This is a genomic window from Streptomyces sp. DI166 (assembly GCF_900091315.1).
GTDB lineage: Bacteria > Actinomycetota > Actinomycetes > Streptomycetales > Streptomycetaceae > Streptomyces > Streptomyces fuscus.
Genome location: NZ_FLSP01000071.1, coordinates 17,254 through 29,886 on the forward strand (window position 1 = coordinate 17,254; position 12,633 = coordinate 29,886).

A 12,633-nucleotide genomic window follows, 5' to 3' on the forward strand; every position below is an offset into this window, starting at 1 on the left:
CATGCTCGCCATCATCGCCCAGGACCGCACCGCCGGCGCCGACGGCCTGACCCTCTCCGAGCTGCCCCATCCACACGCCGCGGAGAACGACGTCATCGTGAAGGTCCACGCCGCCGGATTCACCCCGGGCGAACTGGACTGGCCCGGCACCTGGACCGACCGGGCCGGGCACGACCGGACCCCGAGCGTGCCCGGGCACGAGCTGTCCGGTGTCGTCGCCGAGCTCGGATACGGCACGACCGGCCTGAGCGTCGGGCAGCGCGTGTACGGCCTGACGGACTGGGCGCGCAACGGCACCCTGGCCCAGTACACCGCCGTCGAAGCCCGCAATCTCGCCCCGCTCCCCGCCGACATCGACCACGTCACGGCCGCCGCGCTGCCCATCTCCGGGCTCACCGCCTGGCAGGCCCTGTTCGACCACGCCCAGCTCCGAACCGGGCAGAGCGTCGTCATCCACGGTGCAGCGGGCGCTGTCGGCTCGATCGCCGTGCAGCTCGCCCGTCAGGCAGGGGCCCACGTCATCGGCACCGGACGTGCCGGGCACCGCGACACCGTGCTCGGGCTGGGCGCGCACTCCTACGTCAACCTCGAAGCCCAGAAGCTGGAGGACATCGGTGACGTCGACGTGGTGCTCGACGTGATCGGCGGCGAGATCCTCGAACGCTCCGCCTCCCTGGTCCGCCCCGGCGGCACCCTCGTCACCATCGCCGAGCCCGTCACGGTCCATCCCCGCGAGGCACGCGCCGTCTTCTTCGTCGTCGAACCCGACCGCGCCCGCCTCAGCGACCTCGCCCGGCGCGTGCGGGAAGGGCGGCTCAAGCCCCTCGTCGGAGACGTGGTGCCTCTTGCCGAAGCGGCTGCCACGTTCGCGCGCAAGCCAGTGGGCGGCAAGACGGTCATCCGCGTCGCCGAGGAATGAACCACCCGCACCCGCCCGGTCGCCGAGCCACGGCCTTTCGTTTGGATCATCCCGGCGTCGTGGGCCCTGGCACGCGCTCCCCCAGAGGGGGCACCCCCAGCCGCGTTGTCGTCACTCGCCGACTCCCTCCTCCGCCTTGCAGTTGCACGCTCCCCCACGCTCGAACAACCTCGCGCGGGGGCACCCCCATCGCCCCCGCTCGGGCAAGCCACCCTGCACCGTCAGCCGCAGCCGGGCTGATCCGAACGAAAGACCCTAGCCGTGCGGCTTCAGACCGCGACCGGTTCCGCCGCGAGGAAGTCGTCCACGCAGCGCAGTGCCCGACGGTCGAAGTCGGCGTACTTCGCTTCCCGTTCGGCGCCGACGGCGGCGTCCCCGATGAGCAGGTTGCCCTCGGCGTCGACGCGCTGCGGGCGTTCCTCCGCGTCGAGGAGCAGGCCCACAGTGGAGTGGGAGAAGCCGCAGTAGGCGGCGATGCCGTCGCTGAGGCCGGCCTCAAGGACGGACCGCATGCCCTGTGCGACGGGGTCGTCGGCGGTGGCACCGGCCAGGCCGAGCCAGAGCATGCGCTTGCCGGCCAGGCGCGGCTTGCTGCGGCCGTAGGCGAACCCGTAGTTCCACACGCGGTCGATCCATCCCTTGAGGATGGCGGGCACGCTCTGCCAGTACACGGGGAAGACGGCGACCACGACATCCGCGTCGAGGATGCGCTGCATATGAGCGTGCACTTCCTTCGAGTACGTCTTGTCCCGGTTGCCCCAGTCGGGCTGGTCCTCGACGGTCATGCGGGGGTCGAATCCCTCGGCGTGCAGGTCGAGCAGGTCGATGCGGTATCCGGCGGACCGGAGCCGGGCGGCGGCACGGCGCGCCGTGTGGGCGGTGAGGGAGTCGCTGCGGTGGTGCGCGACGACCACGAGGGCTGTCTTGGTGCTGTGCTGCGGCACGGTGTCTCCCGACAGGGCTGGTTGGCTTCGGTGACTCCAGTACAACCGCAGCCGTGTAGATGATCCATGGGAGGAAGTCTTCAACTCATAGGAGATCGTCTACAGTTGGCGGATGGATCCGTTGAGTTCCCTGCTGGGCGGTATCCGGGCCGAGGGCTCGGTCGTCACCCACGCTGTTCTCGGTGCGCCGTGGGCCATCCGTTTCAGTGACGACGCACCGCTGACCATGGTCACCGTGCTGCGCGGGGGCGGCACCCTGCTGTTGGCCGATGGTACGGAGCGGGTGGTCACCGCGGGCGACACGGCGGTCGTACGCGGCCCGGTGCCGTTCCGCCTCGTGGACCGGCCCGCCACCGTGCAACGCCCGCACACGGAGTACGAGATCCACTGCTTCGCTCCTGGAGACCCGTGCTCGGACGAGGAACTCGCGGGAATCCACTGGGGCACCGACCCGGAGGGCGCCACGGCGCTCATCGTGGGTGCCTACCGTGCCACCGGTCACCGCCATGAACGACTCCTACGGGCGCTGCCGCCCGTCCTGGTCGTCTCCGAAGACGCCGATGTCTGCGCCTGGCTGGAGAGTTCCGCCGCCGACGCCGCCCGCCACTCCTCCGGTTCACAGGCGCTGATGGACCGGCTGCTGGACTGGGCGCTGGTGTGTACGCTGCGCACCTGGTTCGAGCGGGCCGGTACCGACGCCCCGAGTTGGTACCGCGGCCTTGCCGACCCGGTGCTCGGCCCCGCCCTGCGCGCTTTCCACGACCGGCCCGCCGAAGCCTGGACCGTCGCCTCGCTGGCCGCGCAAGCAGGCGTCTCCCGGGCCCTGTTCGCCAGACGCTTCACCGAACTGATGGGCCGTCCACCGCTCGCCTATCTCACCGAGTGCCGCATGGGCGAGGCCGAGGCGCTCCTGGCCGACACGGACCTGAGCATCGCCCAGATCGCCAAGTCCGTCGGCTACGCCGACGCCTTCGGCTTCAGCGCCGCCTTCAAACGCCACAAGGGACAGAGCCCGAGCAAGTTCCGCAGCGCGGCGGCGTGACCTCCAGGGCCATCGAGGGCGCCGGCCTGCGCGTACGTCACGAGCCCGGCGTCGTACATCCGCACAGTGCGGCGTACGATCACCCGGTTCCCCGCCCGGCCATCAACAGGAGTCCGCCCGGTGACCGCCCTCGATCCCATCGCCCGCCGGCACGTCGCCCTGCCCGGCCTGCGTCTCCTCACCCGCGTCGAGGACGGCGAGCTGCTGCACAGCCTGTTGTGGAAGGTGGGCGACGGCTGGCGGATGATCAGCAGCGCGGTACTCGGTGGCGGGATCGGCGAACGCCGCTGGATCCTGAACGCCCAGGTCGGCCATGGCTACCGGCGCGTCGATCCGGACCGCCACCTCGCCGACCTGGCACGCCTCGCCGGTGTCGACGGTCCGGGTGTGGGGCTGATGACCGCCGCCGACGTACGCGCGTACGGGTCCGCCCACGACGGCGGAGTGGAAGCCGTGGCCACCGCTGGGCTCGGGGTACGCGGATGGGCCGCCTCCCCGGCCGAGAGCACGGTCACGGCACCGCGCGCGGGCACGATCAACATCGTCGCCGCGATCCCCGTACCCCTGACCGACGCGGCCCTCGTCAACGCCGTGGCCACCGCCACGGAGGCCAAGGTCCAGGCACTGCTCGACGCGGGGCTCGACTGCTCCGGCACCCCTACGGACGCCGTCTGCGTCGCCGCCCCTTCCCCACGTGCCGACGAGGAGGTCCACGCCTTCGCGGGCCCACGCTCGCTGTGGGGCGCCCGCCTCGCCCGGGCCGTGCATGATGCGGTGCGCAGCGCCGCCGACAGGTGAACCAGGAGCACGGATCATGAGCGGCGATACAGACCGGGAGGGCCTCGGGCCCGATCCGGGCGGCTGGGACATGGACGAACTGCGGGCGTTCGTCGAGCGCACCCGTGGTGCGGAGCTTGAGACAGCGCGCGTCGCGGCACAGACACATGCCTACGACCCGAACCTGCCGGACGAGTCCCGGCGCCAGTGGGCGAAGCTGTCGTTGCTCGCCAACCGGCTCGTCGACGCCGAGGGCGAAGGGCCTCTGACCCGGGTCAACCAGCAGGAGTTCATGCTCCGGATGTGGGTGATCGACAGCCTCGGGCCCGACGACACCGACCTCGACTGGTGCCCCGAGGCGCTGGCGGCCGACACGCTGCGCGCGCTACGGCTCACGCCCGCGCAGGCCGTCGCGCTGTCCGACGGGTGGCGCGACCTGCCCCTCGACGAGATCCGCCGGCTGCGGTGGCACAAGAACCTGACGGCCCATCTGAAGTGCCTGCTCGACCACTTGCCGCCGGGGCACACCCGCGAACAGGTCCAGATCTGGGCCTCAATTCGCCGATCGCTGCCCTGAGCGCGCCCCGTCAGCCGTTCCAGAACCAGGTGACCACCGTCAGGCGGGGGCCGACCCGTACCGGTGGCACTTCGTGGACGAGGTCGGCGGGGAAGGCGATCACGGAGCCCGGAGGGAACGAGATCTTCTTGCGGCAGGTCTGCCAGGTGGCGGTCGGTGACGGAGCGAAGAATGTCAGACTGCCCCGGGCCGCGCCCGCCTGTGCGAGGTGCAGGACCGCTGTCACCCTTCGCCCCGCGGCGACGTCGGAGTGCGGCACGAAACGGTCGCCACGCTCGTACCGGAGGAACTGCGGTGGCTCGCAGCCGCCCAGCCGCACACCGAAGTGCTCCTCCAGCCTGTCGTGCAGGCCTTCGAAGCACAGGCGGGTCTTGTCGGACAGTGACTGCGGCACCTCAACTCGGCTGGTTCGTCTGATGTGTTGGTCGACCAGGCGGCCCGTGGGCGCGCAGACGTCGGCCGGGCGCCCTTCGGCGGCCTGCATGGTGCGGGTCAGGGCATCCAGGAGTGCCGGGGCCAGTACGGACTCCCAGACCACGACGTCATGGGTCGGCGGTGAAAGCATCCTTCTCCTCAGTTGCGGCCGATGGGAGGCCGAGTACTCGTAGTTCGCGTGCGACGGCCGGGGTGATGCCGGCCCAGCTCCAGAAAACCCGCGTCCATGTCTCGTCGTAGGCCGGGCTCGGGTGCAGGTGCCAGGAGAAGGCATCGTGGTGGTGTTCGTGCGCGTAGGCGCCCAGTGCGTTGAACTCGGAGAATCCCAGGGGTGGTTGGGCCACGATGTACTCCGCCAGCTGCATGCCGTGTTGGCGTACGGCGTGCTCGCGCAGTTCCGGGTAGATCCAACGGGGGTACACCAGGGGCTGGCGGCGCATGTAGTCGCAGGTGACCGGTCGGGCCAGGAAGCGTTCGGTGGCCGCTTGCCAGGGGGCGCCGCGGCGGAAGTAGGTGCCGGGGGTGTAGAGCAGGTGGGGGCGGCCCGCGTCGTCCATCAGGTCGGCGGGGGTGAGGGGGCGGCGTACGACGCTGTCGGAGTCGAGGTGAGCGATGTGGTCCGCGTCCGTGAAGGTGTCGGCCAGTGTCTTGGTCACTTGCTGGCCCAGGTAGTCGTCGGCGTAGTCCGGACACAGGACGATGCGGTCGGCCTCGATGCCGTAGCGGGCCAGCCTGCGCTCGCACTTGCCCGGGACCACCACGACCACCTGGCGGAAGCCGGTGCACCAGCGCCGTACACCGGCCAGGCAGTGCCGCAGCCAGGCGAAGTCCTTTGCGTGGCTGCGGATCACGATGTCGACGCTGCCCATGGGGCGCTACTGCTCCAGGGCGGGTGGTCCGCCCGGAGGCAGGCATGCGGCGACCATGCCGGGGCCTGTGTTGGCGATGATCTCGCCGGAGACGAACTGCTCGTCCCAGGAGGGGCCGAGTGCCTGGGTGACTCCGAGCAGATACATAGCGGTGGAGGCGTAGGCGTCGTCCTTCAGGGCGCCGCCGGTCACCAGGTCGTCGACGTCGGCGCCCTCGATGCCGATGGCCCGTCGGTGCTCGTCGATCGGGGCATCGTGCAGCCAGTACCGGGAGTGCTCGGTGAGCACCAGGCTGTCGCTCCGCTCGAATCCCGCGCGGGCGGCCAGCCATTCTCCGAACGCGGCCCCCTCCCTGACGGTCAGATGGACGCGCTCGACGCCTCGCTCGGCCAGGCCGTCGAGCAGGGTCGCGTGCACGGCGGCCAGGAGGCCGATCTCGGTGCCTTCCTCCGGGACCGCCAGGACGCTGGTGAGGCCGGCTGTTCCCTCGGCCCGGGGTACCGCGATCTCCATTGCGGAGATGGTGCGGGCGCCGATGCCCCAGGGCGGCCAGGGGCGGGTCCGCTGAGCCACGGCAACGAGTGCGGACCCCTCGTCCAGGGCCGGGCGGATCAGTTCGTCGAAGAGCCGCGACCGGCCGATCCGGCGCAGGAAAGCACGCGCCGGGACTTCGAAGGACGGGTCGACTTCGCTGACGCAGTCGAGTTCGAACTCTTCCAGGCGATTCATCGTCACGTGGGAGCCTCCATCGCCGCTGTGGCGGCCAGATTGCCGGTCGAGGGACGCAGTGACGTTTCCCGTCCCTCGGGGGCTCCGTCCCGCCTTTCGGCGCATGTACGCACAACGGCCTACGGTGGGATCGCGTGCGGGGCACAGAGGTGCCGTCCGAAGGGGGCACGGGGCGCGCCAGGCATGATCATCCTCGGCCCGCGCGAAGAGTACGAACCGCTACCACTGCGGGATCACCGGGGCAATGCGACAGTGAAACCATGAACCGGCACCGACGCCCGTCGCGGCGGGCCCCGTGGATCGCGGGCGGCGCCGCCGTTCTCGTCCTCGGCGGCACCGGAACATGGCTGCTGCTGGACTCGGACGGGAAATCACCCGACTCGGCGGCGACCGCGAGCGCGTCACCGTCGGTGACGGAGCCGTCGGAGACCGCCGGGACGCCCGAGTCACCCACCCCCACCTCGACGCCTTCGACACCGTCAAAGACGCCTGAACCGACCGCGTCCAAGACCTCCCGCTCCCCCACGTCGACGCCGCCGTCCACCAACCGCCCGACGGTTCTCCCGACGTCGGTTCCGCCGCATACGACCAAGCCGCCGCCTGCGCCGCACACGTCCGTGACGCCCGCGCCGACCCGCCCGCAGCCTGAGACGCGGCCTTCCGAGACCACCACGCGGCCCGCGGCGACCACCTCGGCCCCGGTCCCCAGCCCGACGACATCGACGCCGCAGCCCGAGGGCAGTGGGGCGGCGACCACCACGTGGTACACCTCCCCCACCGCTGTCGCCGCCGCACAGCGCATGGCGCAGGCCCAGACCGTCGGTGACCCCGCGTGCTCCCTGTCCTCGACGGGCCGGCCCGACCCCGGCCTCGTGCCCGCCGTGGACCGGATCGGTATCGGCAACGCGGGCATCTACTGGTGCCTGATCTGGTGAAAGGCCAGACGCCTCGCGCAGGGCCAGGTGGGCCGCCGAGGCGGCACCGGGTCACTCCGGGAAGTACTGCTCCACGTACTCGGCGCTCGGCGGGATGGGTGTGATGACGTCGATGAGGACGCCGTTGGGGTCGGCGACGATGAAGTGGCGCTGGCCGAAGTCCTCGCTGCGCAGGCCCAGGACGGGCTCCAGCTTCTCCTGGAGGACGAGGCGCTCCCATTCCGCGTCGACGTCCTCGACCTCGAAGTTGAGCAGCAGGCCCTCGGCGGGTGTGCGGTAGCCCTCCGGGAGGGTGGGGTGCGTGTGGTCGAGGAGGGCGAGTTCGAAGCCCGTCTCGCCCGGGTGGCACAGGCTGACGTACCAGTCCGCCTCGAAGGTCATGTCGAAGCCCAGCAGGCCGGTATAGAAGTCGCGGGATTCGGCCAGCCGGGTCGTGCAGATCACCGGGTAGAAGCTGGTCAGCTTCATCAGGTCCCCCTGTTCGTTTCGCGTACCATCGGTATGCGAAGAGACTATTTCGCGTACCGTCGGTATGTCAATGAGGGGAGTTCGTGCGGTGGCACAGCAGGGTGTGCGGGCGCGGCAGCGGGAGCAGACCAGGCTTGCGCTGGTCCGGCAGAGCAGGCGGCTGTTCTCCGAGCGGGGGTATGCCGCGGTGGGGCTAGCGGAGCTGGTTGAGGCGGCCGGGGTGACCAAGGGCGCGCTCTACCACCACTTCCCCGGTGGCAAGACGGACCTCTTCCGGGCCGTGCTGGCGGAGGCGCAGGAGGAGATCGGCCGACGGGTCGCCGCCGCGGCCGACGCCGAGGACGATCCGTGGGCGCAGCTGACGGCCGGGTGCCGTGATTTCCTCGTCGCGGCCACGGCGCCGGAGATCCAGCGGATCGTGCTGGTGGACGGTCCTGCCGTGCTGGGCTGGAGCGAGTGGCGGGCGATGGACGAGGCCGCTTCGGCCCGGCACCTGACCGAGGCGCTGACCTCGCTCGTGGAGGCGGGGATCATCGCCGCACAGCCCGTGCAGCCGCTGGTGCATCTGCTGTCGGGGGCGATGAACGAGGCGGCGCTGTGGCTGGCCTCGTCCTCGCGCCCCGAGGACCTCACCGACACCGTGGCGGCGCTGCAGCGCATGCTCCAGGCGCTGCGCGCGGACTGAGTCCTGGGGTCAGCTCAGCCCTTGCGGGCGGTGAGCAGCAGGTACTCCCACTCCATGGCGCCGTCCCGCATCGCGCCTTGCGCCAGGTCCACGAGGGCGGCGTCCAGGGCGGCGGTCCGCTCGGGGTCGTCGGCGATGTTGCGGTAGACCGCGATGGTGGGCCCGTAGGCCTTCTTGAAGAAGTCGCGGAACTCTTCCGGCTCCTGGAACAGGTCCACGCGGATGGTCCGGCGCCACCCCTCGACGTCGGAGACCCGGTCGCCGAGCAGTGCGCGCACGTGCTCCTCCTTCCCCCACAGCGGGGGCGGCTGGGCGCCGGGAGGAGGCGGTGGGGCGTACGGCTTCATGGTGGCGAACATCTGCCCGATGAACCCCTCGGGGGTCCAGTTGAGCAGCCCGATGGTGCCGCCGGGGCGGCAGACCCGTACGAGTTCGTCGGCGGCGGCCTGGTGGTGCGGGGCGAACATGACACCGACGCAGGACATGACCGCGTCGAAGGCGCCGTCCTCGAAGGTCAGCGCCTCGGCGTCCGCCTCCTGCCAGGTCAGTGTGGCGCCCCGCGCCTCGGCCTCCTTCTGCCCCGCCGCCAGCAGCTCGGGCGTGAGGTCGGAGGCGACCACGTCCCCGCCTGCCAGTGCGGCCGGGATCGCGGCGTTCCCGGATCCGGCGGCGACGTCCAGCACCCGGTCGCCGCCTTTGACCGCACAGGCCTCCACCAGGACTGGACCCAGTCCCGCGACGACCAGCCTGGCCACCGCCGGGTAGTCACCCAGTGCCCACATCGTCCGGTGCTTCGCCTTCAGCGCACGGTCCGCCTCACGTGCGTCCACCGTCTCCGCCATGCCGGTTGCCTCCCTCGCCCCCCTGAAGTGCCGACGGCCGTCTTCATCGAGCCTAGGGCGCGCGGCGCCGCCCCTCGCCTCCGAGAGGCGGGTCATCGGGTGGGCGGAATACGCATGCGGTACGGCTGACGGCCGTGCACCTGTACTAGCTTCGGTGCGGCCCGGCGGCAGCGACCTCTTCAGCCTGCGCTCCCGACGACGCGATGATCTCCGAGTGCCTGTCGCCGCGGTCCATCCGGCCGCCCATGAACGCCAGGCCCAGGCCCGCCACGCCCAGGGCCGCGCCGACCAGAGCCGGTGAGGCCCAGCCCCAGCCCGCGGAGATGGCCAGGCCGCCGAGCCAGGCGCCGCCCGCGTTGGCCAGGTTGAACGCGGAGTGGTTGGAGGCCGCCGCCATGGTCGGGGCGTTCTTCGCCTTGGCCATCAGCAGCATCTGGACGGGGGTGGTGATCAGGGCGCCCATCGCGCCGACGAAGGTGATCGTGATCAGGGCGGGCACCGTGCTGTGCGCGGCGAAGTAGAACACCACCAGGGCCGAGGACAGCAGCGCGAGCCCCGCGTACAGGGTGGGACGCAGGGCGCGGTCCGTGAGCGGGCCCGCGGCCAGGGTGCCGAGTGTCATGCCGACGCCGTAGAGGGCGAGGACGAGCGTGGTCGAGGAGTCGGACAGGCCCGTGAGGTTCGTCAGCATGGGGACGAGGTAGCTGTAGAGGGCGAAGAAGCCGCCGAAGCCCACGACCGCGGTGGCCAGGCCGATGAACACCTGCCGGTTCCCCATGGCGCGCAGTTCGTGCCGGATGCCCGACTGCTCCCCGCGCGGCTGGTGCGGGACGAACACGGCCAGGGCGGCGAGGGCGACCAGGCCGATGACGGCGACCGCGACGTAGGCGGAGCGCCAGCCCAGCTGCTGTCCAAGAGCCGTACCGGCCGGGACGCCGACGATGTTGGCGACGGTCAGGCCGAGGAACATCCGCGACACCGCGCGGGCGGCCCGGTCGGGGGCGACCAGACGGGAGGCGACGACCGCGCCGACGCCGAAGAGCGCTCCGTGCGGCAGCCCGGCCAGGAAGCGTGCGGCGAAGAGCAGGCCGAAGTTGGGGGCGAGCGCGGACGCGACGTTGCCGATGACGAACAGCCCGGAGAGCAGGAGCAGCAGCCGCTTGTGGGGGACGCGAGCGCAGATGCCGGTCAGCACCGGGGCGCCGACGACGACTCCCAGGGCATAGGCGGAGACAACGTTGCCCGCCTGGGGGACGGACACCCCGACCCCGTCGGCGATCTGGGGCAGCAGCCCCATCGTGGCGAACTCGGTCGTGCCGATGCCGAAAGCGACAACAGCCAGGGCCAGGAGAGCCAGCGGCATGGCGCAGGACAACCTTTCAGAGCGGGTGGTGCGGGAGCAGCGGGGAGATGGGAGTGGGTGCGGGCACTCGGGGACTGTCGTGCCGTGCCTCATTGCCCGGCGCCCCCCTGGGCATGGGAAACCCGTAACAGTGCAGCAGTCGAGCGGAAGCTGGCATTCCAAGATCTGGAGGCGTTCTTCGTGATCATCGTCACATGTCTGGGGGCTCGCGATGGCTGCCACCGGTCACTCCCGTACGCCCGCCACCTCTACCGCCCTCCGGCGGAGCGAGACGGCGGCCGCGGCGAGGGCGGATGTCACCGCGAGCACCGCGCAGGCGCCCAGGGCCGCCGCGAGCGACGCCCAGGGGACCTCGACGGACGCCCGTACCGAGAGCAGACGCAGCGCGCTCCACATGCCCGCCAGGTTGAGCGCCGCGACCAGCGCGCCCAGCACTCCGCCGACCGTGACCACCAGCAGCGCCTCGGCGCCCACCAGACGCAGCACCTGCCACTTGGTGGCGCCCACCAGACGCAGCACGGCCAGCTCGCGGACGCGGTCGGAGGTCGCCATGACCATCGTGTTGGCCAGTGAGATGCCGGTGTGGAGGAGGGCTGTCCCGAGGACCAGGAAGATGCCCGTACGGGTCGTGCGGGGGCTGATGGTCTCGGGGTGCATCGTGTCGTCGGTGAGAAGCTTTCCGCCCTACGTCCGTAGCGCCTGGCGCAGACCGGCTGCCACGGTTCCCGCGTCGGCGCCGGGCGCGAGGCGTACGTCGAACGGGCCGACGGGGGCCGTGGGGGCATTGCGCGGGGTGATGTAGACGCCGTTGTCGCCGGTGCCGGTGGGCATGACGGCGATCCTCAGGGACGTGTGCGTGCCGTCGCCGAGCCATACGTTCACGCGGTCGCCCACCGTGTGGTTCTCCCACTCCTCTTTGACGATGATCGAGTCGTCGTCCAGGTCGCTCAACCTTCCTGCGGTGAGCGGTAGTTCGGTGGTTGCGGCGAGCGGTTCGGGCTCCGTGGCACGGGCGTCGGACTTTTACGGCCACCGCACCGTCCGCTGGGCCGATGCCAGGTTCGCCCGCCGCTTCGACGGAGCCGCTGCCCCGCCGCGTCCGGTGTTCTACGGCCGCGCGGCTGTCGTGGATGCCTGGAAGTCCTGGTTCAGGTTTCTGCTGGCCTATGCGATCAGCGCGGGCCTGATCTTCGGCTTGGTGGTGTTGGTCGGCGGCGCGGGCGAGGGCGCTCCGCTGATGGTGTGGCTCAACCCGCTTACCAAAGTGCTTGTCTACAGCATGATTTGGCCCGTGGCGACCACCGTCCGGCCCGGTAGAGCGCCAGAGCCTCAGTAGCACGTAGCGACTGGGTGTCGGCGTCAATCGCGTGACTGAGGTCGGGTTCTCTCTGCTGCAGCCGCGTCGATGAGCTGGCGCAGGGCGCCGTAGTACACCTCGTGGTCGACGGCGCGCACGATTGTCGACAGGTTGCCTGTCAGGTGGGGGAAGTCCTCCGGGTCGAGGGCGGCCAGTGCTTGGCGCGTCGTTCTCTCGGTGCTCTTCGGGTCCCGGTGGTCGACGAAGCTCGCGCTGCCGAGGGTGAGGAGGTACAGCCTGCGGTAGGTGCGGATCGCCTCCTGCGGGGTCATCCCGGCCTTGATGAAGTCGGCCAACTGCGGCTCGGCCAGGCGTTTGAGGAGCTGTGGGCCGAGCCAGGGCCGTGCGCCGCGCAGGGCGATCAGGCCTGGGTGCGCCGTGAGGAGTTCGTACAGCGCCGTGAAGCGCTGTTCCGTGGCGCCCGCCCAGTCCGTGTCCGCCGGGATGCTCGGCAGGCGCGCGGCAAGGTGGTCCGTGATCAGGTCCAGCAGGCCCGCCAGGTCGGTACAGCGGCGCTGGAGCGCGGCGACGGAGATGTCCAGCGCGGCGGCCAGGGTACGGAAGCTGAGGGCGGCCGGTCCGTCCTCGTCCACGATGCGCAGGGCGGTCTCGGCGATGCGCTCAGGGGTGGCCTGGGTGAGGGATGTGGATTGCCTGGGCATGCGAGTCAGCGTACGGTACAGCGTATCGA

General features: G+C 71.0%; 17 protein-coding genes. 7 read left to right on the plus strand and 10 right to left on the minus strand.

Annotated elements, in window-relative coordinates:
* Position 1: 1 nt before the first annotated feature.
* Positions 2 to 919, plus strand: coding sequence for an NADP-dependent oxidoreductase (locus GA0115233_RS28615; protein ID WP_093723207.1), 918 nt, complete (start codon positions 2 to 4; stop codon positions 917 to 919).
* A 269-nt stretch (positions 920 to 1,188) separates the two neighbouring features.
* Here the strand turns inward: GA0115233_RS28615 and GA0115233_RS28620 are convergent, their stop codons facing one another.
* Positions 1,189 to 1,863 carry an NAD(P)H oxidoreductase gene (locus tag GA0115233_RS28620; RefSeq protein ID WP_176711968.1) on the minus strand — a complete coding sequence of 225 codons (675 nt, stop codon included), beginning with the start codon at positions 1,861 to 1,863 and terminating at the stop codon, positions 1,189 to 1,191.
* Positions 1,864 to 1,975: 112 nt separating this feature from the next.
* On the opposite strand from GA0115233_RS28620, the gene GA0115233_RS28625 reads away from it, so the two are divergent.
* The 3 genes from GA0115233_RS28625 to GA0115233_RS28635 all read left to right on the plus strand — a co-directional run bounded on the left by GA0115233_RS28625 (position 1,976) and on the right by GA0115233_RS28635 (position 4,259).
* Positions 1,976 to 2,905 carry an AraC family transcriptional regulator gene (locus GA0115233_RS28625; protein ID WP_093723208.1) on the plus strand — a complete coding sequence of 310 codons (930 nt, stop codon included), beginning with the start codon at positions 1,976 to 1,978 and terminating at the stop codon, positions 2,903 to 2,905.
* A 120-nt stretch (positions 2,906 to 3,025) separates the two neighbouring features.
* Entirely contained in the window at positions 3,026 to 3,703 is a 678-nt protein-coding gene (locus tag GA0115233_RS28630) for an adenosylcobinamide amidohydrolase (RefSeq protein WP_255310385.1), read from the plus strand.
* Positions 3,704 to 3,719: 16 nt separating this feature from the next.
* Positions 3,720 to 4,259, plus strand: coding sequence for a hypothetical protein (locus GA0115233_RS28635; protein ID WP_141689578.1), 540 nt, complete (start codon positions 3,720 to 3,722; stop codon positions 4,257 to 4,259).
* A 10-nt stretch (positions 4,260 to 4,269) separates the two neighbouring features.
* Here the strand turns inward: GA0115233_RS28635 and GA0115233_RS28640 are convergent, their stop codons facing one another.
* From GA0115233_RS28640 to GA0115233_RS28645, 3 genes are read right to left on the minus strand one after another with little or no spacing between them, the layout of a single operon-like run.
* A complete protein-coding gene (locus tag GA0115233_RS28640; protein ID WP_176711969.1) occupies positions 4,270 to 4,824 on the minus strand; it encodes a 2OG-Fe(II) oxygenase in 555 nt (184 codons plus the stop codon).
* Positions 4,802 to 5,563 (minus strand): hypothetical protein, encoded by a 762-nt coding sequence (locus tag GA0115233_RS41225; RefSeq protein ID WP_176711970.1) that lies wholly within the window; start codon positions 5,561 to 5,563, stop codon positions 4,802 to 4,804. The genes GA0115233_RS28640 and GA0115233_RS41225 overlap by 23 nt, the downstream gene beginning before the upstream one ends.
* Before the next feature lie 6 nt (positions 5,564 to 5,569).
* On the minus strand, positions 5,570 to 6,298 hold the full coding sequence (locus GA0115233_RS28645; RefSeq protein WP_093723211.1) for a hypothetical protein: 729 nt from the start codon (positions 6,296 to 6,298) through the stop codon (positions 5,570 to 5,572).
* Between the two features lie 254 nt (positions 6,299 to 6,552).
* Between GA0115233_RS28645 and GA0115233_RS40715 the strand changes: the two genes are divergently transcribed.
* Entirely contained in the window at positions 6,553 to 7,227 is a 675-nt protein-coding gene (locus GA0115233_RS40715) for a hypothetical protein (protein ID WP_141689579.1), read from the plus strand.
* Between the two features lie 51 nt (positions 7,228 to 7,278).
* Here the strand turns inward: GA0115233_RS40715 and GA0115233_RS28655 are convergent, their stop codons facing one another.
* Positions 7,279 to 7,695 (minus strand): VOC family protein, encoded by a 417-nt coding sequence (locus tag GA0115233_RS28655; protein WP_093723213.1) that lies wholly within the window; start codon positions 7,693 to 7,695, stop codon positions 7,279 to 7,281.
* Positions 7,696 to 7,765: 70 nt separating this feature from the next.
* Between GA0115233_RS28655 and GA0115233_RS28660 the strand changes: the two genes are divergently transcribed.
* On the plus strand, positions 7,766 to 8,380 hold the full coding sequence (locus tag GA0115233_RS28660) for a TetR/AcrR family transcriptional regulator (protein ID WP_093723226.1): 615 nt from the start codon (positions 7,766 to 7,768) through the stop codon (positions 8,378 to 8,380).
* Positions 8,381 to 8,394: 14 nt separating this feature from the next.
* Here GA0115233_RS28660 and GA0115233_RS28665 read toward each other — a convergent pair whose 3' ends face one another.
* From GA0115233_RS28665 to GA0115233_RS42440, 4 genes are all read right to left on the minus strand, one after another.
* Positions 8,395 to 9,222 (minus strand): class I SAM-dependent methyltransferase, encoded by an 828-nt coding sequence (locus tag GA0115233_RS28665; RefSeq protein WP_093723214.1) that lies wholly within the window; start codon positions 9,220 to 9,222, stop codon positions 8,395 to 8,397.
* 145 nt (positions 9,223 to 9,367) lie between these two features.
* A complete protein-coding gene (locus GA0115233_RS28670) occupies positions 9,368 to 10,585 on the minus strand; it encodes an MFS transporter (protein WP_093723215.1) in 1,218 nt (405 codons plus the stop codon).
* A gap of 225 nt (positions 10,586 to 10,810) precedes the next feature.
* Entirely contained in the window at positions 10,811 to 11,242 is a 432-nt protein-coding gene (locus GA0115233_RS42435) for an FtsX-like permease family protein (protein WP_369691383.1), read from the minus strand.
* Between the two features lie 27 nt (positions 11,243 to 11,269).
* Positions 11,270 to 11,536 (minus strand): hypothetical protein, encoded by a 267-nt coding sequence (locus GA0115233_RS42440; RefSeq protein WP_369691384.1) that lies wholly within the window; start codon positions 11,534 to 11,536, stop codon positions 11,270 to 11,272.
* A 10-nt stretch (positions 11,537 to 11,546) separates the two neighbouring features.
* On the opposite strand from GA0115233_RS42440, the gene GA0115233_RS28680 reads away from it, so the two are divergent.
* Positions 11,547 to 11,921 carry a hypothetical protein gene (locus GA0115233_RS28680; protein WP_141689580.1) on the plus strand — a complete coding sequence of 125 codons (375 nt, stop codon included), beginning with the start codon at positions 11,547 to 11,549 and terminating at the stop codon, positions 11,919 to 11,921.
* A gap of 23 nt (positions 11,922 to 11,944) precedes the next feature.
* Here the strand turns inward: GA0115233_RS28680 and GA0115233_RS28685 are convergent, their stop codons facing one another.
* Positions 11,945 to 12,604, minus strand: coding sequence for a TetR/AcrR family transcriptional regulator (locus tag GA0115233_RS28685; protein ID WP_093723217.1), 660 nt, complete (start codon positions 12,602 to 12,604; stop codon positions 11,945 to 11,947).
* Between the last annotated feature and the right edge of the window lie 29 nt (positions 12,605 to 12,633).

What these genes read in the sequence shown, in the direction of transcription:
- GA0115233_RS40715 (WP_141689579.1), top strand. Translation starts at nt 6,553, where the DNA reads ATGAACCGGCACCGACGCCCGTCGCGGCGGGCCCCGTGGATCGCGGGC.
- GA0115233_RS28685 (WP_093723217.1), bottom strand. Translation starts at nt 12,604, where the DNA reads ATGCCCAGGCAATCCACATCCCTCACCCAGGCCACCCCTGAGCGCATC.
- GA0115233_RS28625 (WP_093723208.1), top strand. Translation starts at nt 1,976, where the DNA reads ATGGATCCGTTGAGTTCCCTGCTGGGCGGTATCCGGGCCGAGGGCTCG.
- GA0115233_RS28655 (WP_093723213.1), bottom strand. Translation starts at nt 7,695, where the DNA reads ATGAAGCTGACCAGCTTCTACCCGGTGATCTGCACGACCCGGCTGGCC.
- GA0115233_RS28660 (WP_093723226.1), top strand. Translation starts at nt 7,766, where the DNA reads ATGAGGGGAGTTCGTGCGGTGGCACAGCAGGGTGTGCGGGCGCGGCAG.
- GA0115233_RS28665 (WP_093723214.1), bottom strand. Translation starts at nt 9,222, where the DNA reads ATGGCGGAGACGGTGGACGCACGTGAGGCGGACCGTGCGCTGAAGGCG.
- GA0115233_RS28670 (WP_093723215.1), bottom strand. Translation starts at nt 10,585, where the DNA reads ATGCCGCTGGCTCTCCTGGCCCTGGCTGTTGTCGCTTTCGGCATCGGC.
- GA0115233_RS42435 (WP_369691383.1), bottom strand. Translation starts at nt 11,242, where the DNA reads ATGCACCCCGAGACCATCAGCCCCCGCACGACCCGTACGGGCATCTTC.
- GA0115233_RS28615 (WP_093723207.1), top strand. Translation starts at nt 2, where the DNA reads ATGCTCGCCATCATCGCCCAGGACCGCACCGCCGGCGCCGACGGCCTG.
- GA0115233_RS28640 (WP_176711969.1), bottom strand. Translation starts at nt 4,824, where the DNA reads ATGCTTTCACCGCCGACCCATGACGTCGTGGTCTGGGAGTCCGTACTG.
- GA0115233_RS41225 (WP_176711970.1), bottom strand. Translation starts at nt 5,563, where the DNA reads ATGGGCAGCGTCGACATCGTGATCCGCAGCCACGCAAAGGACTTCGCC.
- GA0115233_RS28635 (WP_141689578.1), top strand. Translation starts at nt 3,720, where the DNA reads ATGAGCGGCGATACAGACCGGGAGGGCCTCGGGCCCGATCCGGGCGGC.